The 26,418-nt window shown below is 56.3% G+C and carries 25 protein-coding genes; 17 read left to right on the top strand and 8 right to left on the bottom strand.

All coding sequences use genetic code 11. The features are described from left to right. Positions 1–9 precede the first annotated feature (9 nt). Positions 10–1,866 (bottom strand): SLC13 family permease, encoded by a 1,857-nt coding sequence (locus GOW93_RS02465; protein WP_170381788.1) that lies wholly within the window; start codon positions 1,864–1,866, stop codon positions 10–12. Positions 1,867–2,126: 260 nt separating this feature from the next. Here GOW93_RS02465 and GOW93_RS02460 point away from each other — a divergent pair, with 260 nt between their 5' ends. The 5 genes from GOW93_RS02460 to GOW93_RS02440 all read left to right on the top strand — a co-directional run bounded on the left by GOW93_RS02460 (position 2,127) and on the right by GOW93_RS02440 (position 8,186). Beyond that, positions 2,127–3,110, top strand: coding sequence for a glycosyltransferase family 2 protein (locus GOW93_RS02460; protein ID WP_170381474.1), 984 nt, complete (start codon positions 2,127–2,129; stop codon positions 3,108–3,110). 5 nt (positions 3,111–3,115) lie between these two features. Next, positions 3,116–4,051, top strand: coding sequence for a hypothetical protein (locus GOW93_RS02455; RefSeq protein WP_170381473.1), 936 nt, complete (start codon positions 3,116–3,118; stop codon positions 4,049–4,051). Next, on the top strand, positions 4,048–6,039 hold the full coding sequence (locus GOW93_RS02450) for a tetratricopeptide repeat protein (RefSeq protein ID WP_170381472.1): 1,992 nt from the start codon (positions 4,048–4,050) through the stop codon (positions 6,037–6,039). The genes GOW93_RS02455 and GOW93_RS02450 overlap by 4 nt, the downstream gene beginning before the upstream one ends. Positions 6,040–6,172: 133 nt before the next feature. Then, entirely contained in the window at positions 6,173–7,171 is a 999-nt protein-coding gene (locus tag GOW93_RS02445; RefSeq protein ID WP_170381471.1) for a glycosyltransferase family 2 protein, read from the top strand. A 31-nt stretch (positions 7,172–7,202) separates the two neighbouring features. Continuing rightward, positions 7,203–8,186, top strand: a complete 984-nt coding sequence (locus tag GOW93_RS02440) for a hypothetical protein (protein ID WP_170381470.1) — start codon at positions 7,203–7,205, stop codon at positions 8,184–8,186. 3 nt (positions 8,187–8,189) lie between these two features. On the opposite strand, the gene GOW93_RS02435 is transcribed toward GOW93_RS02440, so the two are convergent. Continuing rightward, on the bottom strand, positions 8,190–8,495 hold the full coding sequence (locus tag GOW93_RS02435) for a DUF6476 family protein (RefSeq protein WP_170381469.1): 306 nt from the start codon (positions 8,493–8,495) through the stop codon (positions 8,190–8,192). Here GOW93_RS02435 and GOW93_RS02430 point away from each other — a divergent pair. From GOW93_RS02430 to GOW93_RS02410, 5 genes are all read left to right on the top strand, one after another. Continuing rightward, positions 8,494–9,528, top strand: a complete 1,035-nt coding sequence (locus GOW93_RS02430) for an RluA family pseudouridine synthase (RefSeq protein WP_170381468.1) — start codon at positions 8,494–8,496, stop codon at positions 9,526–9,528. The genes GOW93_RS02435 and GOW93_RS02430 overlap by 2 nt on opposite strands. Positions 9,529–9,673: 145 nt before the next feature. Beyond that, on the top strand, positions 9,674–10,570 hold the full coding sequence (gene rpoH / locus GOW93_RS02425; protein ID WP_170381467.1) for an RNA polymerase sigma factor RpoH: 897 nt from the start codon (positions 9,674–9,676) through the stop codon (positions 10,568–10,570). 219 nt (positions 10,571–10,789) lie between these two features. Further along, positions 10,790–11,764, top strand: coding sequence for a Gfo/Idh/MocA family protein (locus GOW93_RS02420; protein ID WP_170381466.1), 975 nt, complete (start codon positions 10,790–10,792; stop codon positions 11,762–11,764). Between the two features lie 58 nt (positions 11,765–11,822). Then, positions 11,823–12,092: a DksA/TraR family C4-type zinc finger protein gene (locus GOW93_RS02415; RefSeq protein WP_170381465.1), complete on the top strand. Its 270-nt coding sequence runs from the start codon at positions 11,823–11,825 to the stop codon at positions 12,090–12,092. 12 nt (positions 12,093–12,104) lie between these two features. Beyond that, positions 12,105–12,980, top strand: a complete 876-nt coding sequence (locus tag GOW93_RS02410; RefSeq protein WP_170381464.1) for a DMT family transporter — start codon at positions 12,105–12,107, stop codon at positions 12,978–12,980. Here GOW93_RS02410 and GOW93_RS02405 read toward each other — a convergent pair whose 3' ends face one another. The 3 genes from GOW93_RS02405 to GOW93_RS02395 all read right to left on the bottom strand — a co-directional run bounded on the left by GOW93_RS02405 (position 12,981) and on the right by GOW93_RS02395 (position 16,151). Beyond that, a complete protein-coding gene (locus GOW93_RS02405; protein WP_170381463.1) occupies positions 12,981–14,801 on the bottom strand; it encodes a M3 family oligoendopeptidase in 1,821 nt (606 codons plus the stop codon). It abuts the gene before it with no gap. A gap of 91 nt (positions 14,802–14,892) precedes the next feature. Continuing rightward, a complete protein-coding gene (locus GOW93_RS02400) occupies positions 14,893–15,861 on the bottom strand; it encodes an alpha/beta fold hydrolase (RefSeq protein WP_170381462.1) in 969 nt (322 codons plus the stop codon). Then, positions 15,861–16,151 carry an SCP2 sterol-binding domain-containing protein gene (locus GOW93_RS02395; protein WP_170381461.1) on the bottom strand — a complete coding sequence of 97 codons (291 nt, stop codon included), beginning with the start codon at positions 16,149–16,151 and terminating at the stop codon, positions 15,861–15,863. Before GOW93_RS02395 ends, GOW93_RS02400 begins: the two co-directional genes overlap by 1 nt. A gap of 30 nt (positions 16,152–16,181) precedes the next feature. Here GOW93_RS02395 and GOW93_RS02390 point away from each other — a divergent pair, with 30 nt between their 5' ends. From GOW93_RS02390 to GOW93_RS02365, 6 genes are all read left to right on the top strand, one after another. Further along, a complete protein-coding gene (locus GOW93_RS02390) occupies positions 16,182–16,790 on the top strand; it encodes a tetratricopeptide repeat protein (protein ID WP_170381460.1) in 609 nt (202 codons plus the stop codon). A gap of 22 nt (positions 16,791–16,812) precedes the next feature. After that, a complete protein-coding gene (locus GOW93_RS02385) occupies positions 16,813–19,620 on the top strand; it encodes a helicase-related protein (protein ID WP_170381459.1) in 2,808 nt (935 codons plus the stop codon). A 6-nt stretch (positions 19,621–19,626) separates the two neighbouring features. Beyond that, the gene (locus GOW93_RS02380) at positions 19,627–19,992 is read left to right on the top strand and encodes an RNA-binding S4 domain-containing protein (RefSeq protein WP_170381458.1); all 366 of its coding nucleotides are present in this window, start codon (positions 19,627–19,629) and stop codon (positions 19,990–19,992) included. Positions 19,993–20,058: 66 nt separating this feature from the next. Next, positions 20,059–20,397 (top strand): ferredoxin FdxA, encoded by a 339-nt coding sequence (fdxA, locus tag GOW93_RS02375; protein WP_037307404.1) that lies wholly within the window; start codon positions 20,059–20,061, stop codon positions 20,395–20,397. Between the two features lie 283 nt (positions 20,398–20,680). Then, the gene (locus GOW93_RS02370; protein ID WP_170381457.1) at positions 20,681–21,190 is read left to right on the top strand and encodes a CarD family transcriptional regulator; all 510 of its coding nucleotides are present in this window, start codon (positions 20,681–20,683) and stop codon (positions 21,188–21,190) included. Between the two features lie 112 nt (positions 21,191–21,302). Next, complete coding sequence (locus tag GOW93_RS02365) at positions 21,303–22,073, top strand: ion channel (RefSeq protein WP_170381456.1); 771 nt, start codon at positions 21,303–21,305, stop codon at positions 22,071–22,073. On the opposite strand, the gene cobS is transcribed toward GOW93_RS02365, so the two are convergent. Then, complete coding sequence (gene cobS, locus GOW93_RS02360) at positions 22,070–22,834, bottom strand: adenosylcobinamide-GDP ribazoletransferase (RefSeq protein WP_170381455.1); 765 nt, start codon at positions 22,832–22,834, stop codon at positions 22,070–22,072. The two genes, GOW93_RS02365 and cobS, sit on opposite strands and share 4 nt — an antisense overlap. Before the next feature lie 79 nt (positions 22,835–22,913). Between cobS and cobT the strand changes: the two genes are divergently transcribed. Next, entirely contained in the window at positions 22,914–23,927 is a 1,014-nt protein-coding gene (cobT, locus tag GOW93_RS02355) for a nicotinate-nucleotide--dimethylbenzimidazole phosphoribosyltransferase (protein ID WP_170381454.1), read from the top strand. 28 nt (positions 23,928–23,955) lie between these two features. Here the strand turns inward: cobT and GOW93_RS02350 are convergent, their stop codons facing one another. Beyond that, on the bottom strand, positions 23,956–25,836 hold the full coding sequence (locus GOW93_RS02350; RefSeq protein ID WP_170381453.1) for a monovalent cation:proton antiporter-2 (CPA2) family protein: 1,881 nt from the start codon (positions 25,834–25,836) through the stop codon (positions 23,956–23,958). Positions 25,837–25,855: 19 nt separating this feature from the next. Then, entirely contained in the window at positions 25,856–26,311 is a 456-nt protein-coding gene (locus tag GOW93_RS02345) for an Lrp/AsnC family transcriptional regulator (RefSeq protein WP_170381452.1), read from the bottom strand. Positions 26,312–26,418 lie beyond the last annotated feature (107 nt).

Raw genomic sequence — 26,418 nt, 5'->3', positions numbered from 1 at the left:
CAAAACCGCTCAGAACAGCAGGTTGAGCATGACAAGCGAAACGATGAGAAAGAGAAACGTCATCACCCCGCCTGAACGGACGAAATCAGTCACCTTGTAACCCGCAGGCCCCATAATCAGTGCGTTCACTTGGTGGGTGGGAATGATGAAACTGTTCGAGGTTGAAATTGCAACGGTCAGCGCGAAAAGCGCCGGGTTTGCGCCAGCCGCTACCGCGATGGAAACCGCCAGAGGAACCAAGAGAACCGTCGCCCCAACATTCGACATTACAAGCGAAAAGGCGGTGGCCAGAATGGCTACCCCGGCCTGCAACGACCAGATCGGCCAGCCGTCCAGAATGATCATGATCTGTTGCGCGATCCAGGCTGCAGTTCCGGTGTTCTGAACGGCCTGACCCAATGGAATTAGGCAGGCCAACAGAAAGACCGTATTCCATCCGACGGCACGATACGCCTCATCAACGCTCAGCACCTTAGACAGCATCATCCCGGCGGCCCCAGTAAGCAGGCAAAGCGACAGGCGGATATCCGTGAACAGGATCATGGATAGCGAAATGGTAAAGAAAGCAAGCGCCCAACCTACCTTTTGCGGACGTAGCTCGTCCTGAGGGAAATCCGAGGTCACTACGACAAAATCAGGATCCCGCTTGATCCGCATCAGGTTGTCCCAACGGGTATGGGCGACCAGCATGTCGCCCGCCTGAAATTTCTCAAGACCGATCTGGGTGGATTCGTGATCCTCGGTCTCGACATGGCTGAGTGTTTCTTCACCCCGATGGATTGCCAGAAGAGACATCCCATAGGTCTTGCGGAACAACAGCTCGCGTGGGCATTTTCCGATCAGTTTACTATCCGGCGTCACAACGACTTCGGCAACACCTGCGTTGGTCGGTGCAAACTCCTCGACAAAAATGTCCAGATCGGGAAGGACCGTCAGCCCGTATTTCTCTGCGAACTGCTCAACCACCCAGCGGCTACCAACAATCGCAAGTCGGCACGGGGCCGCGATTTCGGCTGTCAGAACCTGCACCATCGAGGTCTTGCCGCGATAGAAGGTCGAAATGATGTAAAGGTGATCTTCATGGTTAATATCCGCTAGAATATGGCCGACCAACGGGCTGTCCGCCGGGACCACCACCTCAAAAACATCCGCCTTCAGGCCATAAACACGCTGAAGATATTCCTGTGTTCCTTGGCCGGTTCCGGTGCTTTCCGAGCCCGCATCGCCCGGCAGAACCCAGCGCCCAAGTAGCAGGAAATAAGCGATGCCGGTCAGGATCAGCGCAACCCCAATCGGTGTGACCGAGAACAATCCAAAGGGCTGCATTTTCTGATCGGCTGGCAAGCCTTCATTGGCCGTCAGAACCAAATCATTCAGCAGGATCAACGGCGATGACCCGACCATTGTCATCGTCCCGCCGAGGATGGCACAGAACCCCATCGGCATCAGCAGGCGTGACAGCGGGATTCCTGATCGTGAGGATATACGGCTGACGACTGGTAGAAACAGGGCAGCCGCGCCCACGTTCTGCATGAAGGACGAGATAACACCCACGGTTCCTGAAATGATCGGCAGCACCCGGTTTTCAGCCGTTCCGCCATATTTCAAGATGACTGCAGCGACTTTGTTCATGATGCCGGTCTTGTCCAGACCGGCCCCGACGATCATCACCGCTATGATCGAAATCACGGCATTCGAAGCGAACCCGTCAAATAGATGCGGGACATCTGCCAGATTGCCCAGGCCTGGCAAATAACTCAGCAGGCCAATCAGAACGAGGACAATAATGGCCGAGAGGTCAATTCTGACGATTTCCGACACGAAGAGAAATATGGTGAAGGCCAGCAGCGCGCAGACGACGCCCATTTCGTAGGTGAATGTTAGTTGTTCCACGCGGTCACCTGGTTCCTTTTGTCGAGAGCGTAACTCTTATTCCTAGGCGATTTTCAGCAACTTGTCATGGTTTTTGGAAACCTCTGGACAGGAGGGTTGCAGGGCTTTGGACCCGCCTTGGCATGGGGTGATTTGCACCAGTTTACGCTGGATTGCTAATCTCACGATTTCCTGTCTCGCCCATGCTCGTCGTGTTGTGTATGACGAGAGGCAACGTTAGTCGGGAAGTGTTGATGTCTCAGGCCATTACCGTATTCACCACAATGAAGAACGAAGGCCCCTACATGCTTGAGTGGGTCGCGTTTCATAAGACGCTTGGGATCGATCATTTTGTGATCTTCACCAACGATTGTGAAGACGGCACGGATGAGATCGCCTTCAGATTGCAGGAACTGGGGTTGGCCACCCATGTCTCGAACGAGGTGAAGGAAGGCGGCAATCCCCAGCATCAGATGCTGCGCCGCGCCCGGCGACAGCCCAAGGTGAAAGAGGCCGATTGGCTATTGTGTCTGGATGTGGATGAATTCTGGAACATTCGCCATGGTGACAACAGCTTTGGTACGTTGATTGATGAGGTCGAGCGCCGTGCGGGTCAGCAAGTGGACGCGATCTCTTTCGCTTGGAAGCTGTTTGGCAGTTCCGGAAATATCAGTTTTGAAGACAAACCCGTGACTGAGGCTTTTGCGATGGGTGATCAGGAATTTCCCTATCATTCAGGGCGGGCCTACGGTTTGAAGACGCTGTTCCGCAACAATGGAAAGTTCACACGGTTTGGGCCCCACCGCCCAAAAGGGATCGACGAAGGTAAAGAGAGCGAGGTCGCATGGTCCGATGCCGGGGGCAAGCTTTTCCCGGCTGAAAAAGTAGGGTGGCGTGCCTGGCGGGAGTTCGACCATTCTCTCGGGCGATTGCACCATTATTCTGTTCGGTCGCTGGATGGTTTTCTGATCAAGCGAGACCGTGGGCGGACCAATCATATCAAGGTGGATCAGGGGCAGTCCTACTGGCAAGACATGAACGCCAATAAGGAAAATGATCAATCAATTCGGCCGATGGCGCAGCGGGCAGCGCCCTTGTTGGCCGAGCTGAAGGCTGATCCGAAACTAGACAAACTGCACGCGCAAGCCTGCGATTGGCACCGGGCCAAGATCGCCGAGATCAAGATGCGGCCGGATTGGGTGGATTTTCGGATGTGGCTGGCGGATAATCTCATCTGATAATCATGGCAGACGACCTTTCGAAAGAGCAGCTCCAACCCGAACACCCCGATCGCAAGACGGGGTATGAGCGTATTCTGACCGACCCAGCACCGCCTTGGTTTGTGGAACTTTATCCCGGCGGGGATGGGGCAGGCTTCCTGCAAAAGCTTGAGCGGCATTCAGTGCTGTTCCACCAACGCTCGGCGTCGCAGTTGGTTGTCAGCTTTGACAATATCGCCAACGCCAATGACCTGTCCTTTGCACGTGAGCCGTGGGGGTGGAAATTCTTCCGCGATGAAGGCTGGTCTCATATGGGGGTCTTTGCACGCACCAAGGCGTGGTACCGCGACCCTGAGATCATCTCGTATTTCAAGAACCGTGCAGCCGAAGGTTTTTTCGAACGGTTTGAACAGGTTGTCTTTGCAGGCGCTTCGATGGGCGGCTTTGGCGCACTGGCCTTTTCTGAACTGATGCCCGGTGCGAATGTGGTCGCATTCAACCCGCAGACCACGCTTGATGAACGCCTGGTGCCTTGGGAGACCCGATACCGTTTTGGCCAGGTGCAGGACTGGGATCTGCCATTTAGCGACGCCGCGCAGACGGTAAAGCAGGCGGGTAGGGCTTACGTGTTTTACGACCCGTTCTTTGACCTCGACCGGCGACAAGTCACCCGGCTACAGGGCGAGAATGTGGTCTTGCTGAAAACTTGGTTTTCGAACCATTTTGCAGCGCCGATGTTGAGAAAGCTCGATATTCTAAAGCCGGTTATGCAAAAAGCGATGAACGGGTCACTCGAGCCGGATGAGTTTTATAGAATGATGCGCGCCCGGCGTCGCTTGCCAATGGTCATGCGCGCGATTGAGGCGCAGGCAGAGGAACGTCACCCTCAACTGGTACAGCAGGCTCGCCGACGTTTTCGTGTGTTGCGTCGTGCCGCGATGACCGAGGGGGCCTCATGACGTCGGCAAAGGGTGTGTTCATCGGTCAACGCAAGGACCGCATGGGCGCGCGTCTGTTGATGATGCTGACCTGCATTCGTCTGGCCGAGGATTTTGGCACAACCTACAAAGTGAACTGGTTCCCGCAGGGATCGGATGCACCGGAACTGGATCACCCGCAGGAACTGTTTGATCAGGGCTGGATGGATGCGCATTTCCTCAATGGCAAAGAGTTTGAGAAGTTAAATAAGACAGCGTTGCCGATCTGGGCGTTTCAGGGCGATCAATCGCCGGACCGTCTGCTTGCGCATCTGAAATCGGGACGCTCGGTTCTGGTTGAGGAAGGGTTCGAGGTTTTGGCCTTCCCCTGGGAAGATATCGAGGCAATCCGGCCGAGATACAGGGATTTCATTCATCAGATTGGGTTCACCAGCGAAATTCGCGCCATTATGGGTCGTGCGGACGCTAAGTTGTCTGGGCAAGGGGTGTCGGCCTATCACATCCGGCGCGGCGACATCTTGAACGGGTTGCCATGGAAACACACGACCTGGCCCGCCAAAATCGAGCCCGAGGAACTGTACGAGGCCCATCTGGATAAAACCACCGGGCAAACGGCCATCATGTTTTCCGATCAGCCCGAACTGATCGCCAGTTTTCAGCAACGATACCCTCACTTGCTGCAGATGTCGGATATTGCGGATGTTTCTGGCATGACACGCGCGCAACGCGACTTTCTTGAGCTTTTCACGATGTCACGGGCCGATCATGTGATCGCGCCATTTATTTCGGCTTTTTCAATGGCGGCCGCGCGGATTTCAGGGCGGCAAAGATTGGTTTTCAAGGATGTCCTGACTGAACATGAGATTTCATCGGCAAATGACCGCGTGATTGATCGTGTAGCAAAAGGGCCAGGGGCTTTCCTAAATGTCTCTGAAGCGGCGCATATCTATGCCAAGGCCGCTCAATACTTGTGTGCGCAGGATCAGATTGAGCAAGCCTATGAATTGGCCCAGCCGATCCTGCAGGAAAAGGCAGATAATGCGTTTATGCCGCTGTTGCAGGCATTGAACTGCTTTTACCTTTCAAAGTGGAAAGAAAGCGAAGGATTGGCGAAGATAGGGTTGGAGAATCCCGATCTTTGGCCCGAGGATTATGCCGTTCTGTTAGCCGTCCGGGCCGCCAGTTTGGGGGCTCAAAAGAAACGCTGGTCGGCCAGCCGATACTTGGCGCGCGCCTTTTGGGCAAAGCCACTGCGCCCGGATGTCGTTGTTCTTGGCTCGCGCATGCTGTACCGTGATCAGGTATCTGCACGGCTTTTCCCGCCAACGGACTGGCGTCTGCAGCGAGAGCTGCGCCGACGTCGCTTTCCCCCTTTCAACAGCCTGTATCTGGTGCAGCACAAAGTGTTGGTCCGGCAGCCGTGCAATTTTGACTTTGTTCTGATGGATTGGTCTGATTTGTCCTTGGATCAAAAGGCCCGCAGATTATTTGATGATCGCTCCCGTTTAGAAGGGCTGCAGGAAAACATCCGCAACCTGATAAGTATTGAGGACGATGATCCGGGGGTGACTTCTGCTCAGGCAATGGTGAACTGGCGCTTGGATGCATCCTGCCTTTCGCAGGGGATTGATATCACGCGAAAGATTGTCTCTGCATGGCCGGAATCCCCTCTTTTTCATAAGCGGCTGTCCAATTTGTATGAGGCGGATGGGGATCTGTCACGCGCGCGGATGGCGATGGCCGAGGCTTTGGCCTGTGACCCAGGCAACCCGTTTCTAGTTTACGCTATGGGAAAGTTTCTGGAAAGAAACAATGCAGTCGAGCAAGGGCAGAACCAGATTTTTCAGGCTGCGGACTTAGATGAGAGCACGCCCGCCATTCAGGGTGAGGCCGGGCAAATTTACTTGCGACGGGGAGACAAAGGAAAGGCAAGGCCTTATTTGCAAAAGGCGCGCGATCTATTTCCGCCGTATAAGCGCTTCGCAAACCAATTGGCGCGTACGGAATGAAAATGACGCGAGCGTTCGAAATGACTGTGGATTGCCCTTTGAGGCAAGGGCCAGTAGTCCTGTGGTGCGGTCCGAGCAATGCCGTGACGTTTCGGACGCCGGAAAAATAATCGGCACAGCATGAGGTTAGAACGTGTCTGATCAGGACCCCCGTTACATCAGCGTGACCCCGATGAAAAATGAGGGCCCCTTTGTGCTTGAGTGGGTGGCGCATAACCGGGCAATTGGTATCGACCAGATGGTCGTGATGACCAATGACTGTTCTGACGGCACCGACGCATTGCTGCAACGGCTGAGTGACCAGGGTATCCTAATCCATGTCGACAATAATTCGCGCCGCCAGAGCAGCCCGCAAAAGCGTGCCTACAAGAAATTCCTGAAGATGGAGGTCGCGCGGCCGCAGGACTGGGTAATCGTGATTGACGCAGATGAGCATATCAACGTCAAAACCGGCGATCATACTCTGCGGGCACTGACCGAAGCTGTGCCGGACGCGAAAATGATCTCGATGACGTGGCGCTTGTTCGGAAACGCGGGTGTTGTCCGATATGAAGACCGGTTCTTGTCGGATCAATTCCGGCACGCGGCACCACTTAGAATCTTTCGCCCGCCACAGGCCTGGGGCTTCAAGACCATGTTTCAACGCGAGCTTTGGGGAACGTTGGGCGTGCACAGGCCGAAGCGCCCGACTGTCGAGACAATGGCAGAGTGCCATTGGTACAACGGTTCGGGTCAATTAATGCCAGAACGGTACTTTACCAGCAGTTGGCGATCAGCGCGGGATTCCGTCGGTTATGATCTTGTACAGATCAACCATTACGCCCTGAAATCCTGCGAAAGTTATCTGGTCAAGAAAATGCGTGGGCGGGCTCATCACTTGGGTGAAAGCCTCGGCATGGATTACTGGAACATGATGAACCACAACGCCGAAGAAGATGGGTCGATCGATGCGGTTCTTAACCGCAAGCGCGAGTATTACTACGAGATGCTGTCAGACGCCGAAACAGCCCGGTTGCACCATATGACCTGCGACCTGCACCGGCAGAGGATTGCTGAACTTCGTGAACAACCCGAAATGCAGGAGCTGATGCAACAGATGACGGCGGAATTTGCGGCCAGTCAGCAGGCATGAGCGTGGTCAAATCTGAAATAGGAGGCATCTGATGCTTTGGCTGCATATGGGTATGCCCAAGACCGGCTCGACTGCGTTGCAGGGCTATGTGCGTCAGAACAAAGATCCGCTTGCGGAAGTTGGCTTGCACTATATGGAGGCAGGTCGCCGCCGTCTGGAAAGTGGCGGACGCCCCACCATCAGCCACAACCTCATCGCTTTTCACATGAACCAGAGCAATGAGCCGATGGATGCGTTTCGCGTGTTGATGGCTGAAGAGTATGAGGCCCATCAGGATCAGACCTGCCTGGTTTCTTCGGAAATGTTCTATACCTGTGATCTTACAAAGCTGGCGCAAGTTTTTGCCGAGATCCCATCGCGCGAGTTGAGGATTACCTTTTATTGCCGCCGATATTCAGACTTTTTCGAGGCTGATTACAAGCAGCGCGCCAAGAACGGGCGGCTGTGGAGCGGTGCATCTGAATATGTCCAAGACAGGCTGGCGAAGATCAAGGAAAATCCGGCTATTCTGTCCTATGCAGCTAAATTGGATCAAATCCGGCAGGCCTTTTCAGGTGTCACGGTTGTGCCGCTGCTCTATGACCGGTCGCAGATGGTGGAAGGGCACATTGTCGATGATTTCATGTCGCGCATTGGCGTGTCGCTGCCTTCCGGCGGGGTGGTCGATCGGCCTTCGAACCCATCGCAGTCGCGTGCTGCCAGCGAAGCTTTCGGGATCGTTTCGCGCGCTATAGGGCGCAAAGAAAGCAGACAGTTGCGGCGGCGCGTGGTTGATCACCCGGTGATGGTCAGGAAGTACGATGTTCTGGAACCGGAAGAACGGGTTTGGCTGGATGAATGTCTTGCCAAGGAAGATGTTGCTTTTCAGAGGGAATTCTTCCCTGACCGACCTCAGTTGTTTCACCCGGTTGAGCTGAATGAAACCGATCAGAAATTCCGCCGAGACACGCCTGAGGAATACGACGCTTTGCGCCAAGCCTCGGAAATCGTGTTTCGCATGGCATTGGAAAACTAGCCGTCAGGGTTCGATATTGATTTCCTGACGTTGGCGGCCAGTTGTCTTGTCAAAGATCAGAATACGATTGTCATCCGTCACCACCGCGTACCAGTTGCTGCCGATGGTCACGGCCTGTGCCTTTGCGCCGTCGGGCAGTTCGACCTGATCAGGCAGGGTGGGGGTTCTGTCCGTTAAGCGGATGACAATCAGTGCGAATGTCACTAGAACCCCGCCAATCATCACCGCGGTCAGTAACATGACCATCCTCCGCAGCAGACGAAGCTGTGGCGTTTCCTGCGGTTCTTGGGGTTCGGAAGGGACAGTCATGGGCACCCGTCAGATTGAATTTCAGATCGCGGCCGATCCGCCGCCACGCCTTGATAAGGCGCTTTCGCGGGATGTGCCAGCCGAGGAAAACCTGTCGCGCACGCGACTGGCCAAATTGATCGATGAGGGCGCCGTACTGGTCAATGGCTCTGAGGCGCGCGACCCCAAAGCCAAAGTTGCCGAAGGAAACTCGGTGTCTATCACCGTGGCCGAGGCCGAGGACAGCCATATCGGTCCCGAGGATATTCCGTTGGAGGTGGTCTTCGAGGATGCCGACCTGATCGTCGTCAACAAGCCTGCTGGAATGGTAGTGCATCCTGCGCCGGGGTCTCCAAACGGGACGCTGGTGAACGCTTTGCTGCATCACTGCGGTGACGATCTGTCCGGCGTGGGTGGAGTAAAGCGCCCAGGCATCGTTCATCGCATCGACAAGGAAACCAGCGGCCTGCTGGTGGTAGCCAAATCGGACGCAGCGCATCACGGGCTTGCCGCGCAGTTCGAGGCGCACACGGTTGAACGGTACTATCGCGCGATTTGCTACGGTGTGCCCGATGCCAATGATCCGCGTTTGCGCGGCGTGAAAGGGGTCAGCTTCGAGCCCGGCAATATTATGCGCCTGACCACACAACTGGCGCGCCACAAGACCGATCGGCAAAGGCAGGCAGTTCTGTTCCACGGTGGACGCCATGCCGTGACGCGCGCTCGATTGGTCGAGACATTTGGTTCTCCGGCAGGGTTGGCGTTGATCGAATGTTGGTTAGAGACCGGGCGCACACATCAGATACGCGTTCATATGGCACATGCTGGGCATGGTTTGGTGGGTGATCCGGTCTATGGGGGCAAGCGCAAATTGGCCGCCAAGGCGTTCAGCGCCGCTGCTGCCGAGGCGGTCCGCGCCTTCCCTCGGCAGGCGCTTCACGCCGCTGTTTTGGGCTTTGAACATCCAGTGACTGGCGAAAATCTGCGGTTTGAGGCTGAGTTGCCCAAAGACATGCAGAATCTCATTGATCAGCTGCGCGCGCCGCTGACATAATGCGCAAAGTTACGTGAATAACACTTTCTTAGGTTTCCTTTATCTGTCGTTAATCCCAAACTGTTAACGGTACCTCTTGAACGGGTTGGGATGACCTCCCATATCCATGTTAACGACGTAAACATTTGTCGGAGGGACATGAAACATGGCAAATTACGCAAATCTCCCCGCGCCGACGCCGGAAGGCGGACTGAACCGCTATATGCAGGAAATTCGTAAGTTTCCGCTGCTGGAACCGGAAGAAGAGTACATGCTGGCCAAGCGCTGGGTCGAGGAACAAGACACTGAAGCGGCTCATAAAATGGTCACCTCGCATCTGCGATTGGCGGCCAAGATCGCGATGGGCTATCGCGGCTATGGTTTGCCACAGGCCGAGGTGATTTCCGAGGCCAATGTGGGGCTAATGCAGGCCGTCAAAAAGTTCGACCCGGAAAAAGGTTTCCGGTTGGCAACTTATGCGATGTGGTGGATTCGCGCCTCGATCCAGGAGTATGTTCTGCGGTCGTGGTCCATGGTCAAACTGGGCACTACGTCGGCGCAGAAAAAGCTGTTCTTCAATCTGCGCAAAGCCAAGGCTCGTATCGGTGCGCTGGAAGAAGGCGACCTGCGCCCCGAGAACGTCAAGCAGATTGCCGAAGATCTGGGTGTGACCGAGGAAGAAGTCATCAGCATGAACCGCCGTATGTCCGGCGGTGATGCCTCGCTGAACGCGACCGTCGGGTCCGAAGGCGAGGGCACGATGCAGTGGCAGGACTGGCTTGAGGACGAAGACGCGGATCAGGCGGGCGATTACGAGGCCCGCGATGAGCTGGACGCCCGGCGTGAGCTTCTGGCCGCTGCTTTGGACGTTCTGAATGATCGGGAAAAGGACATCCTGACTCAGCGCCGGTTAATGGATCAGCCTGTTACGCTGGAAGAACTGAGCACGCAGTACAATGTCAGCCGTGAACGCATTCGTCAGATCGAGGTCCGCGCGTTCGAAAAACTGCAGAAGAAAATGCGCGAACTGGCGCGTGAAAAAGGCATGCTGAGCGCCGGCTGAGGATTGCTCAAACATTTAGAAAAGCCCGTCGTTTCGGCGGGCTTTTTTGTTTCTACGGGCAGCGCTTGATCACATTGTTGCGTTCAGCTTCAATGTGGGATGCAGATTACGAGGGTTCGATCCCGAGAAACGTCTGACTTAATGTCGTTCATCTGATAGAGATGCGATGTTAGCGATAACAGACAGATTCGCTGTTGAGTACTTATGCCGGAGAAGAATATGCACAAACCCGTTCAATGGGGCGTATTGGGTGCTGCAAAGTTCGCGCGCCAATATATGGCCCCCGCAATTCACGCCGCCGAAGGCGCGCAACTGACGGGTCTGGCGACTTCAAGTGCGGCCAAAGCCGAAACGTTTCAGGCTTTTTGCCCCAACTTGAAGGTTTACGCCGACTATGACGCGTTGTTGGCTGACCCGCTGATCGAGGCTGTCTACATCCCGTTGCCCAATCACCTGCATGTGGAATGGAGTCTCAGGGCGCTTGAGGCCGGGAAACATGTGCTATGCGAAAAGCCCATGACGATGAGCGCGCCCGAGTTCACTACCCTGATCCAAAAGCGTGATCAGACGGGGCTGCTGGCGGCAGAGGCGTATATGATCGTACATCATCCGCAGTGGCAATTTGTGCGGAAACTGATTGCGGATGGTGCCATTGGCAAATTGGTGCATGTGACCGGGGCCTTCAGCTTTGACAATCGGGCTGATACGACGAATATCCGCAACCGTGCCGAAACAGGTGGCGGTGGGCTGCGCGACATCGGTGTTTATGTCATCGGTGGCGCGCGATTTGCGACCGGGCAGGAACCGATTGAAGTGCAATCCGCGATCCGATGGGAAGATGGCATTGACGCCTTTACCGAGATTCGCGCGCAGTTTCCGGGGTTTACCTATTCCAGTTATGTTTCGATCCGGATGCATCCACATCAGGAAATGGTGTTTCACGGCGAAGGTGGCGTTATCCGCCTGACTGCTCCGTTCAACGCTCGGGTCTTCGGCGAAGCGCGTGTAGAACTGCATCGCCCCGGACTTGAAGTACAAATCACGCGTTTTCCCGGAGACGACCACTATAGGCTGCAGGTCGAGGCATTTTGCCGGACGGTGCGTGAAGGCGTGGATTACCCGTGTCCGCTGGAGTTTTCGCGCGGAACGCAAGACATGATCGACAAGGTGTTTGCGGGCGCTGTGCCCCTCTGACTTGCCACGTGCGGTCTGGCTGATCTAGTCTGGCTGTCACCTGATTAGGAGGAGACCCATGGCAGGTGGCTGGGCACGCGATGGCGCGGTGAGCGAACAGATCGAAGCGTCCATTTCGGATGAACTGGCCCGGATGCAGGCGCAAAAGCGACCAGTCGGGGAAAGCCTGACCCATTGCGCCGAATGTGAAGAGCCTATCCCTGAGAAGCGGCGTATGGCTTTGCCGGGGGTCAAATTGTGCCTGGACTGCCAACAGGATCGCGATGGAACTTTTAAGGCACGGGCAGGGATCAATAGGCGCGGCTCCAAAGACAGTCAGTTAAAGTAGGCGGGCAGTTTGATGCCCAAAGCCAATCTGTTGAAAAATGGTCTGGTGCTCGGGTTTTTGGCAGCTTTCCTTTGGGGTACGCACAGCGTCATTGTGCGCTATCTCACCAGCGATCTGGGCGGGTTGCAGATTGCAGTGACGCGCCTGTTTATTGCGGCACTGGCCATCTATTGCATGCTGCGCGTAATGCGGGTGTCGGTATCTATCCAACTGAGCGATTGGAACTTTCGGCTGGCGGTTTTGTCGACGGTCGTCAATTACATTCTATTCCATATTGGGTTGGAACATACCGGTGCAGCCAACGCTATGGTTCTTGAAAACACAGCACCTTTCTTTGTGCTGGTGTTTTTGTACTTCTTTGCCGATACACCCGTCACACGCACGGATGTGCTGGCCACGGCACTTGCAATTATTGGTGTTTTTCTAACGGTTTATCAGGATTTCCAAGGGGGTGGAGAACCCTTATTCGGTGATTTGCTTGAAATTGGTGCCGGTCTAAGCTGGGCAGTTTTCCTGATTTCTAGCAGCCGTGCGATGCGCAATTCGGAATCGACTGCAGAGCGTTTGAATTTCCTATTCGGGATATTCATGTGCGCAGGCGTGCTGTTGCTGCCACTGGCCGCGCTTTCGCTGCAGGTGCCAACGGTCAATGACGTTGTTTTCTTATTCCTGCTTGGGGTGCTTCCAACCGCGCTGGCCTATTACCTGTGGTACGAGGCCGCCGCGCGGGTTTCGACCCTGACGGCGACCTTGATGTTCGCCGCCTCGGTCGTGTTCACGTTCATCAACTCGGCGCTGTTTCTTGGGGCCGCAATCACGCCGATTGCAGCCCTTGGGGGCGCGTTGATCGTGGCTGCTGTGTTCCTGACGACCAAAAGCCAGAAGTGATCAGCCTTCCATAGCTTCCAGTTCGTCGATGAAACCTGAGATCATCGACAGACCTTTGTCCCAGAATTTTGGATCACTGGCGTCCAAGCCAAACGGGGCCAGCAGTTCTTTGTGATGCTTGGACCCTCCGGCGCGCAGCATTTCAAAGTACTTGTCCTCGAAACCCTCGGCACCGCTTTCGTAAACGGAATACAATGCGTTTACCAAACCGTCGCCGAAGGCATAGGCGTAGACGTAGAAGGGTGAATGGACGAAGTGCGGGATATAGGCCCAGAAGGTCTCGTAACCCTCCATGAATTCGAATGCCGGGCCAAGGCTTTCCGCCTGAACACTCATCCACAGCGCGTTGATATCGTCAGGGGTCAGTTCACCTTCGCGGCGGGCCGCGTGCAGCTTGCATTCGAAGTCATAGAAGGCGATTTGCCGGACAACGGTGTTGATCATGTCTTCGACCTTACCGGCCAGCAGAACCTTGCGCTGTTCCGGCGTTTCGGCCTGATCCAGCATCTTGCGGAAGGTCAGCATTTCGCCAAAAACTGATGCGGTTTCGGCCAGTGTCAGGGGCGTCGACGAGAGCATCTCACCCTGATCTGCAGCCAGCACCTGATGCACGCCATGGCCCAGCTCATGCGCCAGTGTCATCACGTCACGCGGCTTGCCCAGATAGTTGAGCATCACATACGGATGAACCTCGGTCACGGTCGGGTGCGCGAATGCGCCCGGAGCCTTGCCCGGTTTCACTGCCGCGTCGATCCATCCCTTCGAGAAAAAGGGTGACGCGATTTCACCCATGCGGGGATCAAATGCATTATAAGCCTCCATTACCGTCTTCTCGGCTTCATTCCAGCCGACGATACGGGTGTCTTCCATCGGCAAGGGCGCATTGCGGTCCCAGACCTGCATGACGTCCAGACCGAGCCATTTTCGCTTCAGTTCATAGTAGCGGTGGCTAAGCTTTGGATAGGCGGCCACTACTGCCTCACGCAGGGCTTCGACGACCTCGGGTTCGACGTCATTTGACAGATGCCGACCAGTCTGGGCCGTCGGCATCTTGCGCCAGCGGTCGATGATTTCCTTCTCCTTGGCCTGCGTGTTGTGAACGCGGGCGAAGGTTTTGATGTTGTCCTGAAACACGCTTGCCAATTCGCGAGACGCTGCCTCGCGCTTAGAGCGGTTCTGTTCCGTCAGCAGGTTCAGAGTGCCTTCGATATTCAGTTCTTCACCGTCGACAGTAAATGTAAGACCGGCGATGGTTTCGTCGAACAGGCGTTCCCAAGCGTCGCCGACAACACCGAGATCGTGCAGGAATTTCTCCAACTCATCAGACAACTGATAGGGTTTCATCGCGCGGATGCGGCGGAAAACCGGCTCGTAACGGGCCAGATCGGCATTCGTATCGAAATGTGCCTTTAGCGCGTCATCGTCTATGCGGTTGATCTCCAGCGTGAAGAATACCAGCGGAGTGGTGAAAACGGTGATCTTTTCCTGCATATCCGACAGGAATTTAGCGCGCTCTGCGTCAGTGGTCAGTTGGTAATAGCGCAGGCCCGCGAAAGACATGATGCGACCGGCGATCGAGTTGATTTTTTCGTTTCGCTGAACGCAGTTCAGCAGGCTTTCGGCATCCAGATCGGCCAGTTTGCCTTCGTAATCGGCGGCAAAGGCGGCGCATTCGCCCTCAAGCCATTCCAGATCGCGATCCAGTTCCGGCGCTTCTTCCGAGCTGTACAGGTCGGTCAAATCCCATTCCGGCAGGTTGCCAAGATCGCCGGTTCCTCCGGCTGCGTTTGCGTCACGGACGGGATAGGGAAGGTCGCGCATGGATCACCTCGGAATATCTGCTTTGGCAAACATCTAGGCGTGGGCGGCCTGGATCACAAGCCGCCTTTGCATGAGGTTTTCTTTAGCCGGATTATTCCGTCCCGTTTGTCGCGCCGGATTGCGCGTTCAGGAAATGTGCTGACAGTTGGTCGAAGACGGGCGTACGCACATCTGGTGCCTCCATTAGCACTTCATGCTCTCCGTCGGGGATTTCGACCAAGGTGCCGCTGGGCCAGTTTGCCATCCGGTCGCGGATCGCCTTGCGGTCGACGATTTGTTCGTGTGTGCCCAGGAAGGTAAGGCAAGGTGTTGCCGGAGCCGTTTGCTCCATCAACCAGGCGCATTCATCCAGTGCTTCACGCAGCCAGATGGTTGAGGGCGCACCAAGCGCCATTTCAGGATGCGCCGCCAGTTGATCTTTCATCATCTGGTACATTGCCGGATCGCGGGTCAGCATGTTGCCCTCGAACGGCTGTGAAACCACATAGCTTTCCAGTGAGGTCGTCGGAGGCTTCTTTTCCCCCAGCCCAAGCCGGGGCCCCCAATAGGCGGTCAACCGGCTGAGTGGTTTCATCAGGGGCGTGAAAAAGATTCCCCACATCGGGCCGGTAAAGGCGCAAGCCGTAAAGCAATCACGCTCTAGCACTGCGCGCAGGCCGATCGCGCCACCCATCGAATGGCCGATCACATACCACGGCTTTGGCAAGCCCAATTCTGTCGCAAGCTCCAGTGTGGAATGCACATCTTGTTGATAGTCGGTGAACTGATCTACATGCCCGACGCGGGGGTCATCCAGCAGGCGATCCGCCAACCCCTGACCACGCCAGTCGACGGCTAGAAACGCAAATCCACGATCAACAAATTCACGCGCAGCGTCGCCGTATTTTTCGATATACTCCGTTCGGCCGGGGAACATCATCACCGTGCCATTCGTATCGCCCTTAGGGCACCAGTGGCCGACGCGAATACGAGTGTTATCAGCAGTCGTCAGCCAATGGGCTGCTCCGCCAGCGGGGCCGCCGGCCACGCCTTCGTAAAAAGGGGCCGGCGAAAGCTCCATCAGGCCAGCACCGAGGCGAGCTTCATGGCGATACCCATGTCACCGTCAACGCTCAACTTACCGGACATGAACGCACCGGTCGGGTTCAGGTCGCCGTTGAGGATCTGCTCGAACGTGTCGGCATCTGCAGTCAGGGTGACGTCTGCATCGTCATCACTGACACGGGCGCCATTCGCGTCCAGAATAATTGCGCCCAGATCCGAGATGGCAAACTTGGCAGAAGCGTCGAAGTCGCCGCCAGAAAGTTTGTCGTTCAGCGCGGCTGCCGCCTTTTCGAGAATGTCGCTCATGGTGTTCCTCATATTGTTTCTGCGCCGTGAATGGACATCGCCGGTCGCAACGCTACACTGAACATTGTTATGGGCATTGCAACAACCAATCTCAAAGGTATCGTCGCGGCACTTTTTGTCACGATCATGTTTTCCGCCAGTTCTTTGGCGCAGCAGGCGGATTCGAAGGATGAGGCCGAGCTTTTGCAACAGCTGGTACAATCCACGCCGGAACAGGCGGTTGGTATTGATCGTCAGCTCAAAGCTTTGTGGTCGCAGTCGGGTTCCGCTTCGGCTGACCTTTTGCTGGAACGTGGGCGCGAGGCGTTGGATGTCGGGGATACTGTGACCGCCATAGAACACCTGACGGCTCTGACAGACCACGCGCCCGGCTTTGCCGAAGGGTGGCACATGCGGGCCTCGGCATTTTTCGGGATGGATCGGTTTGGCATGGCAGCCGCCGATCTGGAGCATGCGCTTGCGCTAAACCCAAATAATTATGAGGCCATTTTCGGACTGGGACTGATTTTCGAGATCATCGAACAGCCCGACAAGGCGCTTGAGGCCTATGAGAGAGCGCTGGCTATACATCCTCATCATGAAGAAGTAACCAATGCGGTGAATCGACTGAAGCCTCAGGTCGAGGGCTCGGCCCTCTGACGAACAGGGGCAGGGGGCAAAGGTGAGCGGGTCATCCCGAATAGTGGCCGTTCTGGGCCCAACAAACACAGGTAAAACCCATTACGCGATTGAGCGGATGCTGGGATATCGGACCGGAGTGATCGGTCTGCCGCTGCGTCTGCTGGCGCGCGAGGTCTATGACAAGATCGTCGCCATTCGCGGCCCGTCCGTTGTGGCATTGGTCACGGGCGAGGAGCGCATTGTGCCGCCTCGTACTCAATATTGGGTCTGCACGGTTGAAGCGATGCCCGAGGGCATGGGCGCTGATTTTGTAGCCATCGACGAAGTCCAACTCTGTGCCGACCCTGAACGGGGCCACGTCTTTACCGATCGTCTACTGCGGGCACGTGGCACCAATGAGACGCTGTTTCTTGGATCCGACACGATGCGTGGCCCTATCGCTGCTCTGGTGCCCGAGGCGCAGTTTGTCCGGCGTGAGCGCATGTCTCAACTGGTCTATGCGGGGTCCAAGAAGATCAGCCGCATGCCACCGCGCAGCGCCATCGTCGGGTTCTCGGTCGATAGCGTCTATGCGATTGCGGAACTGCTGCGTCGTCAAAAGGGAGGGGCGGCTGTGGTCATGGGCGCGCTCAGCCCACGCACGCGAAACGCACAGGTTGAACTCTATCAAAATGGTGAGGTGGATTACCTAGTGGCCACGGACGCCATTGGGATGGGGCTAAACCTGGATGTGAACCACGTGGCGTTCTCCTCCCTCAGCAAGTTTGACGGCCGCCGGATGCGCCCGCTTGCGCCCAACGAGCTGGCTCAGATTGCTGGTCGAGCAGGGCGCGGCATGTCCGACGGCACCTTCGGTGTGACCGGCGAAGCCCCGCCGCTTGATGAAGGCGTCGCACAGGCAATCATGGACAGCCGTTTCACGCCGATGAAAAAGCTGAACTGGCGGAGTGCTGCTTTGCGGTTTGGTTCCATCGACGCGCTGATCCACTCGCTTGAGGTCAGCCCGAATGACGAGCATTTGATCAAGGCACGGCCCGCCGACGACCTGAATGTGTTAAAATCGCTGTCGCAAGAGACCGAGGTTGCAGCCCGTGCCAGCGATCCGCAATCCATCCGTTTGCTGTGGGATGTGTGCCGAATCCCCGATTTTCGAGGTATCAGCCACGCAGAACACGCCAGCTTGCTCGAAGTGATCTATGGCCACTTGCATGAGTGCGGTTCGATCCCCGATGACTTTATGGCGCGGCAAATCCGCCGGATCGACAGAACCGACGGAGACATTGATGCGTTGTCCAAAAGATTGGCATATATTCGCACTTGGACATATGTTGCGCAACGAAACGGCTGGGTCCGTGACGAATCGCATTGGCGTGACGAAACGCGCACTGTAGAAGACAGGCTGTCGGACGCATTACATGACCGACTGACGCAAAGATTTGTGGACCGGCGCACATCTGTGTTGCTGCGCCGGCTCAAACAGAAGGAGGCCCTTTTGGCCGAAGTAAATGACAAGGGTGAAGTGACCGTCGAAGGCGAATTCGTCGGTCGTCTGGAAGGGTTCCGGTTTAGTCCGGACAAAAGCGCGCAAGGGACCGAGGCGAAAGCTCTGAAATCGGCATCCCTGCAAGCACTCGCGCCGCAATTCCATCTGCGTGCCGACCGCTTCTATAATGCGCCCGATACCGAGATTGATTTTACCGATCAGGGTGGTCTGATGTGGGGCGAATACGCCGTCGGCAAACTGGTTGCCGGGGCAGAACCGCTTAAGCCGATGGTCGAGGTTTTTGTGGATGAGGCCGCAGGGCCGGATGTCGAACAGAAAGTGCAGCGCCGTCTGCAGCACTTTATCGACCGCAAGGTCGCCGCGCTGTTCGAGCCGCTGCTGAACCTGTCGCGCGACGAAGAACTGACCGGTTTGGCCAAAGGTTTTGCCTTCCGCATGGTCGAAGCGCTGGGCGTGCTGCCGCGTTCAGGCGTCGCGCAAGAGGTCAAGGATCTGGATCAGGACGCCCGTGGTGCCCTGCGCAAGCACGGCATCCGGTTCGGCCAATTTACCATCTTCATGCCGTTACTGCTGAAACCTGCACCCACGCGCCTGCGTCTGGTTCTTTGGGCGCTGGCCAATGGGCTGCAGGAGTTCCCCGAAGCGCCGCCTCCGGGGCTGGTCACCGTACCTATCGCTAAAGACGCGCCCGAGGGCTACGATACGATGTGCGGCTACCGCGATGCGGGCGAGCGTTCGATCCGGATCGACATGCTGGAACGTCTGGCCGATATGCTTCGTGCCGAAGACAGCCGTGGCGGGTTTGAAGCCAAGCCCGACATGTTGTCGATCACCGGCATGACGCTAGAACAGTTTGCAGATCTGATGAAGGGGCTGGGCTACAACGCCGAGCGCGGTGAGCGTGAAAAGGTGAAGCCTGCCCCGGCAGAGCAACCGACCGCCGAAGCGATTGAGCAATCAGCGGCCGAAGAAACCCCGGCGCCCGAGGCGGCTACCGAAGAGGTCGCCACATCTGCCGAGGCGTCAGCCGAGGCCACCGAAAGCACCGAGGCGGCAGCCGAGGCTCCGGCAGCGGATGAACCCGAAATCGAAGTGTTTTACACCTTTACCTGGGGTCGTCAGCGTCAGGCCAACCGTGGCCCTCGCCGTGAACCGCGGCAAGGGCAGGGTAAGGGCAAACCGCGCGGCAAGCCTCAGGATGGACGCGGCAAACCGCAGGGTAAGAAGGGGGGTAAGCCGCAAGGTGCCAAGTCCTTCTCATCGCGGCCTCCGAAAAAGGAAAAGGCTATCGATCCCGATAACCCGTTTGCAGCTGCGCTGATGGGTTTGAAGGACGGTAACTGATCGTCGATGGCTGAGGCCAAGCTGCGGATCGACAAATGGTTGTGGCAGGCGCGGTTCTTCAAGACCCGCAGCCTGGCCGCAAAACTGGTCAGCGGCGGCCATGTACGGCTGAACGGAAACCGGGTGCTGAAACCAGCGCAAGCCGTGGCGCCCGGGGACGTTTTGACCTTCCCGCAGGCGTGTATTGTGCGGGTTGTGCGCATCGAAAAGCTGGGTGAGCGCCGCGGTCCGGCCCCCGAGGCGCAAACGCTGTACTTCGATATGACGGAAAAGCAGGAAGCGTCCCTTAAGAACCCCGGTTTTGAGGGAAAAGGTCGTCCGACAAAGAAAGATCGGCGCGCGCTTGATCTTTCTCGCACCTGCAAGGGCTGATCCGCTCTTGAAGACGGTATAATACTGGATTAGCTAGACGCCCAAACCGTAAATGGGATTCCGACCATGACCTATGTCGTCACCGAAAACTGCATCGCCTGCAAATACACCGACTGCGTCGAAGTCTGTCCGGTGGATTGTTTCTATGAAGGTGAGAATACGTTGGTCATTCATCCCGATGAATGCATCGATTGCGGTGTGTGCGAACCCGAATGCCCTGCTGATGCCATCCGCCCCGATACTGAGCCGGGAATGGACCAGTGGGTCGAATTCAACCGGAAGTTCTCGGAACAGTGGCCGGTGATCGTAACCAAGAAAGATCCGCTGCCCGAGGCAGAGGAACGCGACGGCGAAGAGGGCAAAATGGAGAAGTATTTCTCAGAAGCGCCCGGCGAAGGTGGCTAAGCGATTCGCTCTCTGAACTCGTCGGTTCAGGTGTAGAAGCGGGATTTAGCGTCTTGAAAAATATAAGGATTCACGACTGGCAATGGGCGTGACCTTTCGGGCGTCGTAAATTTGTGATACACTTGTAAGCAGAATGATGAATGAGATGGGGATGTGCTCCGTAAGTATGATAGCTTTGGAGTTCTGATTTAGTGACAAAATGACCGCCTGACGGGGCCGAACGCGGCTCCGGCTTGGGTATTTTGTCGTCCGTGTCTCGCTCTGTAATTAAGGATGAACCTGTATGTCTAAGTCGAAAAAGCTTGAGTTCCGCCCCAACGACTACGTTGTTTACCCCGCGCATGGCGTGGGTCAGATAATCTCGATCGAAGAACAAGAAGTCGCGGGATATTCGCTTGAGCTGTTCGTCATCTCATTTGAAAAAGACAAGATGACTCTGCGCGTTCCGACCAACAAGGTCACTGAATCCGGCCTGCGCTCGCTCAGCTCGCCTGACGTTATCAGCCAAGCGATGAAAACGCTGAAAGGCAAGGCCAAGGTGAAACGCGCCATGTGGTCGCGCCGGGCGCAGGAATATGAACAGAAGATCAACTCGGGCGATCTGATCTCGATTGCCGAAGTTGTTCGTGACCTGCACCGCACCGACGACCAGCGCGAGCAGAGCTATTCCGAACGTCAGCTGTACGAAGCCGCACTTGAACGCCTGACACGCGAAGTGGCTGCTGTGTCCGGTGCCGGTGAAGTTTCGGCTGCGAAGCAAGTAGATGAGGTTCTGACCTCGCGCGCCGCTTAAAAGCTCGGAAAACTGAAGTTCAGGCCGCTCCTGCTGGGAGCGGCCTTTTTCGTGTCTGGTCTTGGTGAAATCTGCTTTTGCCGCTAATTTCTCAACAACCAGAGGCGGATACATGGATAGACTGAAGCAAACCGTTAAGTTTCTATACATCGCGCATGAGCCGGTTTCGGTCTGGTTCCGATATTGCCTGATCTTGTTTGACGCGGTCTCGATAGTATTTTTCGTGTCGACGGCAAATATGCCTCACGGACCGGGACTTACCTTTGCCAGTTTGGCTGTCGGTTTTATCATTCTGTTGGATTTTCTGGCGCGGCTGTGGATTGCGAAGGACCGTTGGAGGCTTCTACGCAAAATCTACACGCTGGCCGATATTGTCGTGATCATCTCATTGTTGCTTGAACCTTTTTTGCCCGGAAATTTGGCGTTCGTTCGGATTTTGCGCGCCTTGAGGCTGATCCATTCCTATCACCTGCTTCGGGATCTGAGGCGTGACAGTCAGTTTTTCCGAACGCACGAAGACGCAGTCATCGCGGCCATCAACTTGCTGGTGTTTGTATTCGCAACCTCGACGGCGGTTTTGGTGTTTTTCATCCCTGAGGATAGCCAGCACGCTTATATCGACGCGCTCTATTTCACCATGGCGACACTGACGACAACCGGGTTTGGGGATATCACCCTGGCCACGCCGGGCGGCAAACTATTTTCGGTGTTCATTATGGTTGTTGGGGTGGCCCTGTTCGTGCGTCTGGCGCAGGCGATATTCATGCCTCAGAAAGTGCGCCATAAATGCCCAAGCTGCGGCCTTTACCGTCATGACCCTGACGCTGTGCATTGTAAGCACTGCGGAGGAACTCTGAGGATCGAGACCGGCGGTACATCTTAAAGCGCGGCAACTGCTATTGCCAGAAACGCAAGCTCGGTCACTTGTTGGGTTGCGCCCAGAATGTCACCAGTCTGGCCGCCAATTTTGGCTCGTGCCGTGGCGGCTAGTCCCGCGGCGATCAGTGCGGCAACGGCAGTGGGCCACAAGGCGCTGACACCCATCAAAAACAGGGCGAAAATCAGAGCCAGCCCGAGACCCGTGATTGTTGTCACAGCACGTGGCCCTCCGACCGAATGGCTCAGGCCGCTGGACCTTGCATTCGGTAAGGTCGTCATCAAAACCGGCATGAACGCACGAGACAGGATGCAGGCGGCAAGAATCGCAGCGTAAGCTTCGCTGATCAGCAGGGCCGAGATCAGGGTGATCCGCGCGAGCTGCGAGAATATCAGCGCCAAAACCCCATAGGTACCGATATGGCTGTCTTTCATGATTTCCAACCGCCGCTCTCGGTCAAAACCTCCCCAAAGCCCATCCACAGTGTCGGCCAATCCATCTTCGTGCATGGCACCCGTGGTCATGACAAGAACCGCAATTACGACAACCGCGCTGACTATTGCGGGAAGGGTAAGCGCCATTGCAACCCAGCCGACCACGCAAGCCAATGCGCCGACGATCAGCCCGACAACGGGAAAGGCCCATGCGGCATCTGCCTGCCGGGCAAAGGTTTTCTCGGGCAGGCGCGGCATGGGTAGGCGGGTCAGCAGGACCAGCGCCAAAGGAATATCCCATGCGGAAAACAGGTTGGTGTCGTTTTTATGCACTCCTGCGCCTTTCAGGGTCTTGTTGGTTTGGACGCTTCGGTTAAACACACAGGACCACTCTGATGCAACGAGGCTTTAGATGCTGCCCGAACTTATTGATCTGAAAACTTTCCGTGATGCTCTGACCCGAGCCCCGGGCCTGGACGAAACTGCACTGCAAGAGGCCGCTGACCGTAATGGCCAGTTGACCAAACCGCCTGGCGCGTTGGGGCGGCTAGAGGATCTGGCAATTTGGTATGCTGGCTGGCGTGGGGATGCCCGCCCGCAGATTGCCGCCCCGCAGGTCATTGTGTTTGCCGGGAACCACGGCGTCACGGCGCAAGGTGTGTCTGCCTTTCCGCCAGAAGTAACCGTGCAAATGGTGATGAATTTTGAACATGGCGGGGCTGCGATCAACCAATTGGCCAAAGCCGCAGGCGCGACAATGGATGTGCATGCGTTGGAGTTGGACCGCCCAACGGCTGACTTCACGACCGAGCCAGCCATGACCGAAGCCGAGTTACTGTCTGCCTTGCGCACCGGTTGGAATGCTGTTGACCCGGATGCCGATCTACTGGTGGTCGGCGAGATGGGTATCGGCAACACCACCCCAGCCGCTGCTATCGCTTGCGCTCTGTTCGGCGGAGACGCGGCAGATTGGACTGGGCGGGGAACCGGGGTTGATGATGCTGGTCTGGCCAACAAAACCCGCGTGGTGACTGAAGGCGTTGCTTTGCATGCGAATGCCGGCGATGGGTTGGATATTCTACGTTGCCTCGGTGGGCGCGAAATTGCGGCCATGGCCGGAGCTATCGCAGCGGCTCGCGTTCTGCGCATTCCAGTTATTCTGGACGGTTTCATCTGCTCAGCCGCAGCAGCCTGTCTGGCGGATGTTTCTTCCGGGGCGCTGGATCATGCCGTTGCAGGACATCAAAGCGCCGAGGGCGCCCATGGCGCTGTGCTGGAAAAACTTGGCAAGCAACCCCTGTTAAACCTTGGTCTGCGACTGGGTGAAGGGTCCGGCGGCGCGTTGGCCATCAATATCCTGAAAAGTGCGGTGGCCTGCCATTCGGGCATGGCTACCTTTGCTGAGGCAGGAGTTTCAGACGGATAACATAGTTGGCCTGATCCGAGTATTCGGATCAGGCTGATTTCTGATCGTGTTTTTCAGCCAGTTCCAGCAGCTCGGTTTCCAGCTGTTTTTCGAATTGCTGGGCACGTTCGATGTATTTCTTGTTCTCTGCCGTTGGTGTACCCGGGATCCAAAGCTCGGCCAGATCGCGGATCGACTCGCGGTCGTGATGATAAAAGGTTTGCTCGGCCTGCGCGGCCTCATATTCGCTAAGGCCGACATTCTCGAGCACATAACGACCGGCCCGAAGTGAGCTGTCGAACATCTCGCGCACAATATCGTTGGCGCCAGCCTGATACAGCTCGTACACGTGGGTGCGGTCATGGGCGCGTGCGATGATGTGAAGATCCGGACGCTGGCGTCGTGCATAGCTTACCAGACGTGTTACAGTCTTTCGGTCGTCCATTGCTGCGACCAGAACGGCCGCTTTTTCCAGCCCCGCTGCGCGCAGCAATTCAGGCCGCGTGGGATCACCCAGAAACCCTTTGACCCCAAAACGACGCATGAGCTGAACGGTTTCAATGTCATGGTCCAGAACAACCGTCTTAAAGCCGCTGGCGCGGACCAACCGATTTACGATCTGCCCAAACCGCCCGATTCCAGCGATGATCACCGGGCCTTTTTCATCAATCTCGTCTGGTTCCTGTTGCGGTGTTCCTTCACCGATCCGCCGGGATAGTAGGTCGTAGATGATGAACAACAGTGGTGTGATCAACATGGTCAGGGCAATGATCATCAGCAATTTCTGCGAAAGATCAGGAGGGATGACGTTTTGCTGCGTGGAAAAGGCCAGCAGGACAAAGCCAAACTCCCCCGCCTGTGCAAGGCCGAGAGTGAACAGCCAGTGATCCCGCCCACGAAGCTTGAAGGCACGTCCGACCAAGAAAAGAATGGCCCCCTTGGTCAGTATCACAAGAAGCGCCAGCCCAAACAGCTCCAACGGGTCATTGAAGAAATAGGCTACGTCGATTCCTGCACCAACGGTAATGAAGAACAGACCCAGAAACAGACCCTTGAAGGGTTCAAGGTCACTTTCCATTTCGTGCCGAAATTCTGAACTTGCCAAAACCACACCTGCCAGAAATGCGCCCAGAGCAGGCGAGAGGCCAACCAGTGTCATCAGGAAGGAAATTCCGACAACGATCATCAGGGCCAGCGCAGTGTACATCTCGCGCAGGCGGGTGGCGTGAATAAAGCGGAATAGAGGGCGGGTCAGGTACACGCCCGCAAGTATGACAAACGCAATGGCGCCGATGGTGACAAGTGTAACGGCCCATCCTGGCAGTCCTTCGACCAGGGAAAGGCTGTGATGCGCGGTGTCATGCAGGTCTTTGACGCCGCGGTCGATAGACCCGTCTTGGTTGATATGGGGTATAGCCGGTAAAGCCAGTAGGGGCAGCAGGGCCAGAATGGGGATGACGGCAATATCCTGCGTCAGCAGCACCGAAAATGTGGCTCTGCCGCCATTGGTCTGCATCAAACCTTTCTCGGACAGGGTCTGAAGCACAATCGCTGTTGAAGAGAGAGACAACGTAAGTCCGACAGCCAAGGCAACCGACCACGGGTGGTTGGCATACATGGCGACACAGGCGATGGCTGCGGTGGACAAGCCGACCTGCAATCCACCCAGCCCCAAAAGCCTGTCTCGCATATCCCACAGGGCGCGCGGCTCTAATTCCAGACCGATAAGGAACAACATCATGACCACGCCAAATTCGGCCACGTGCTGAAGGCTTTCCGTTTCGGCTCCGACAAGGCCGAACACGGGACCGATAACGATGCCGGCGGCCAGATACCCCAGCACGGATCCCAACCCCAGACGGGCCGATAACGGCACGGCGATCACGGCAGCAGCCAGATAGATCGAAGCCTGGTAGAGGAAGTCGTCCATGTTGGTCCTTTCAGTCAGGTCAGGTGGGCAATGGGGCGTCGCGTTTCAGTTGGTCCATCACGATCTGGCTTTGAACCCGTGCCACCGCAGGATGCGGCAGTATCACCTGATGAAGCAAGCGATTGAGCGCTGCAAGGTCATCACAATAAACGTGCAGCAGATAATCTGCCTCTCCGGTCATCGTCCAGGCGCTGGTGATTTCGGGGCGGGTGTCCACCATCCGCGCGAAACTCTCGGATTGTTCGGGGCCATGGGTGCCCAGATGAACCTGAACGAATCCTTGTACATGTAGCCCGAGTTTCAGCGGGTCCAGTCTGGCGGCATAGCCGGTGATGTAGCCCTCAGCCTCGAGCCGTTGCCGCCGCCGTCCGGCCTGGCTGGCTGACAGGTTCAGCAAGTCGCCAAGTTGATGCGCCGTCAGATGGGCATCAACCTGCAGCGCAGACAGTAAGCGCATGTCGATGGAATCCAGCATATGCGGATTTTCTCCATAAATTGGTCAAATGATGCGGATTCAGCGCACACACACTGAGTTTACACGGATACTATGCGCAGAAACAGCGCAAGATAAGGCATATTTTA

This window comes from Ruegeria atlantica (genome assembly GCF_013032455.1).
Lineage (GTDB): Bacteria > Pseudomonadota > Alphaproteobacteria > Rhodobacterales > Rhodobacteraceae > Ruegeria > Ruegeria atlantica_B.
This window is presented reverse-complemented; position numbering and strand designations above follow the sequence as displayed.

What these genes read in the sequence shown, in the direction of transcription:
- GOW93_RS02465 (WP_170381788.1), bottom strand. Translation starts at nt 1,866, where the DNA reads ATGGGCGTCGTCTGCGCGCTGCTGGCCTTCACCATATTTCTCTTCGTG.
- GOW93_RS02460 (WP_170381474.1), top strand. Translation starts at nt 2,127, where the DNA reads ATGTCTCAGGCCATTACCGTATTCACCACAATGAAGAACGAAGGCCCC.
- GOW93_RS02455 (WP_170381473.1), top strand. Translation starts at nt 3,116, where the DNA reads ATGGCAGACGACCTTTCGAAAGAGCAGCTCCAACCCGAACACCCCGAT.
- GOW93_RS02450 (WP_170381472.1), top strand. Translation starts at nt 4,048, where the DNA reads ATGACGTCGGCAAAGGGTGTGTTCATCGGTCAACGCAAGGACCGCATG.
- GOW93_RS02440 (WP_170381470.1), top strand. Translation starts at nt 7,203, where the DNA reads ATGCTTTGGCTGCATATGGGTATGCCCAAGACCGGCTCGACTGCGTTG.
- GOW93_RS02430 (WP_170381468.1), top strand. Translation starts at nt 8,494, where the DNA reads ATGGGCACCCGTCAGATTGAATTTCAGATCGCGGCCGATCCGCCGCCA.
- GOW93_RS02435 (WP_170381469.1), bottom strand. Translation starts at nt 8,495, where the DNA reads ATGACTGTCCCTTCCGAACCCCAAGAACCGCAGGAAACGCCACAGCTT.
- rpoH (WP_170381467.1), top strand. Translation starts at nt 9,674, where the DNA reads ATGGCAAATTACGCAAATCTCCCCGCGCCGACGCCGGAAGGCGGACTG.
- GOW93_RS02420 (WP_170381466.1), top strand. Translation starts at nt 10,790, where the DNA reads ATGCACAAACCCGTTCAATGGGGCGTATTGGGTGCTGCAAAGTTCGCG.
- GOW93_RS02415 (WP_170381465.1), top strand. Translation starts at nt 11,823, where the DNA reads ATGGCAGGTGGCTGGGCACGCGATGGCGCGGTGAGCGAACAGATCGAA.
- GOW93_RS02410 (WP_170381464.1), top strand. Translation starts at nt 12,105, where the DNA reads ATGCCCAAAGCCAATCTGTTGAAAAATGGTCTGGTGCTCGGGTTTTTG.
- GOW93_RS02405 (WP_170381463.1), bottom strand. Translation starts at nt 14,801, where the DNA reads ATGCGCGACCTTCCCTATCCCGTCCGTGACGCAAACGCAGCCGGAGGA.
- GOW93_RS02400 (WP_170381462.1), bottom strand. Translation starts at nt 15,861, where the DNA reads ATGGAGCTTTCGCCGGCCCCTTTTTACGAAGGCGTGGCCGGCGGCCCC.
- GOW93_RS02395 (WP_170381461.1), bottom strand. Translation starts at nt 16,151, where the DNA reads ATGAGCGACATTCTCGAAAAGGCGGCAGCCGCGCTGAACGACAAACTT.
- GOW93_RS02390 (WP_170381460.1), top strand. Translation starts at nt 16,182, where the DNA reads ATGGACATCGCCGGTCGCAACGCTACACTGAACATTGTTATGGGCATT.
- GOW93_RS02380 (WP_170381458.1), top strand. Translation starts at nt 19,627, where the DNA reads ATGGCTGAGGCCAAGCTGCGGATCGACAAATGGTTGTGGCAGGCGCGG.
- fdxA (WP_037307404.1), top strand. Translation starts at nt 20,059, where the DNA reads ATGACCTATGTCGTCACCGAAAACTGCATCGCCTGCAAATACACCGAC.
- GOW93_RS02370 (WP_170381457.1), top strand. Translation starts at nt 20,681, where the DNA reads ATGTCTAAGTCGAAAAAGCTTGAGTTCCGCCCCAACGACTACGTTGTT.
- GOW93_RS02365 (WP_170381456.1), top strand. Translation starts at nt 21,303, where the DNA reads ATGGATAGACTGAAGCAAACCGTTAAGTTTCTATACATCGCGCATGAG.
- cobT (WP_170381454.1), top strand. Translation starts at nt 22,914, where the DNA reads ATGCTGCCCGAACTTATTGATCTGAAAACTTTCCGTGATGCTCTGACC.
- GOW93_RS02350 (WP_170381453.1), bottom strand. Translation starts at nt 25,836, where the DNA reads ATGGACGACTTCCTCTACCAGGCTTCGATCTATCTGGCTGCTGCCGTG.
- GOW93_RS02345 (WP_170381452.1), bottom strand. Translation starts at nt 26,311, where the DNA reads ATGCTGGATTCCATCGACATGCGCTTACTGTCTGCGCTGCAGGTTGAT.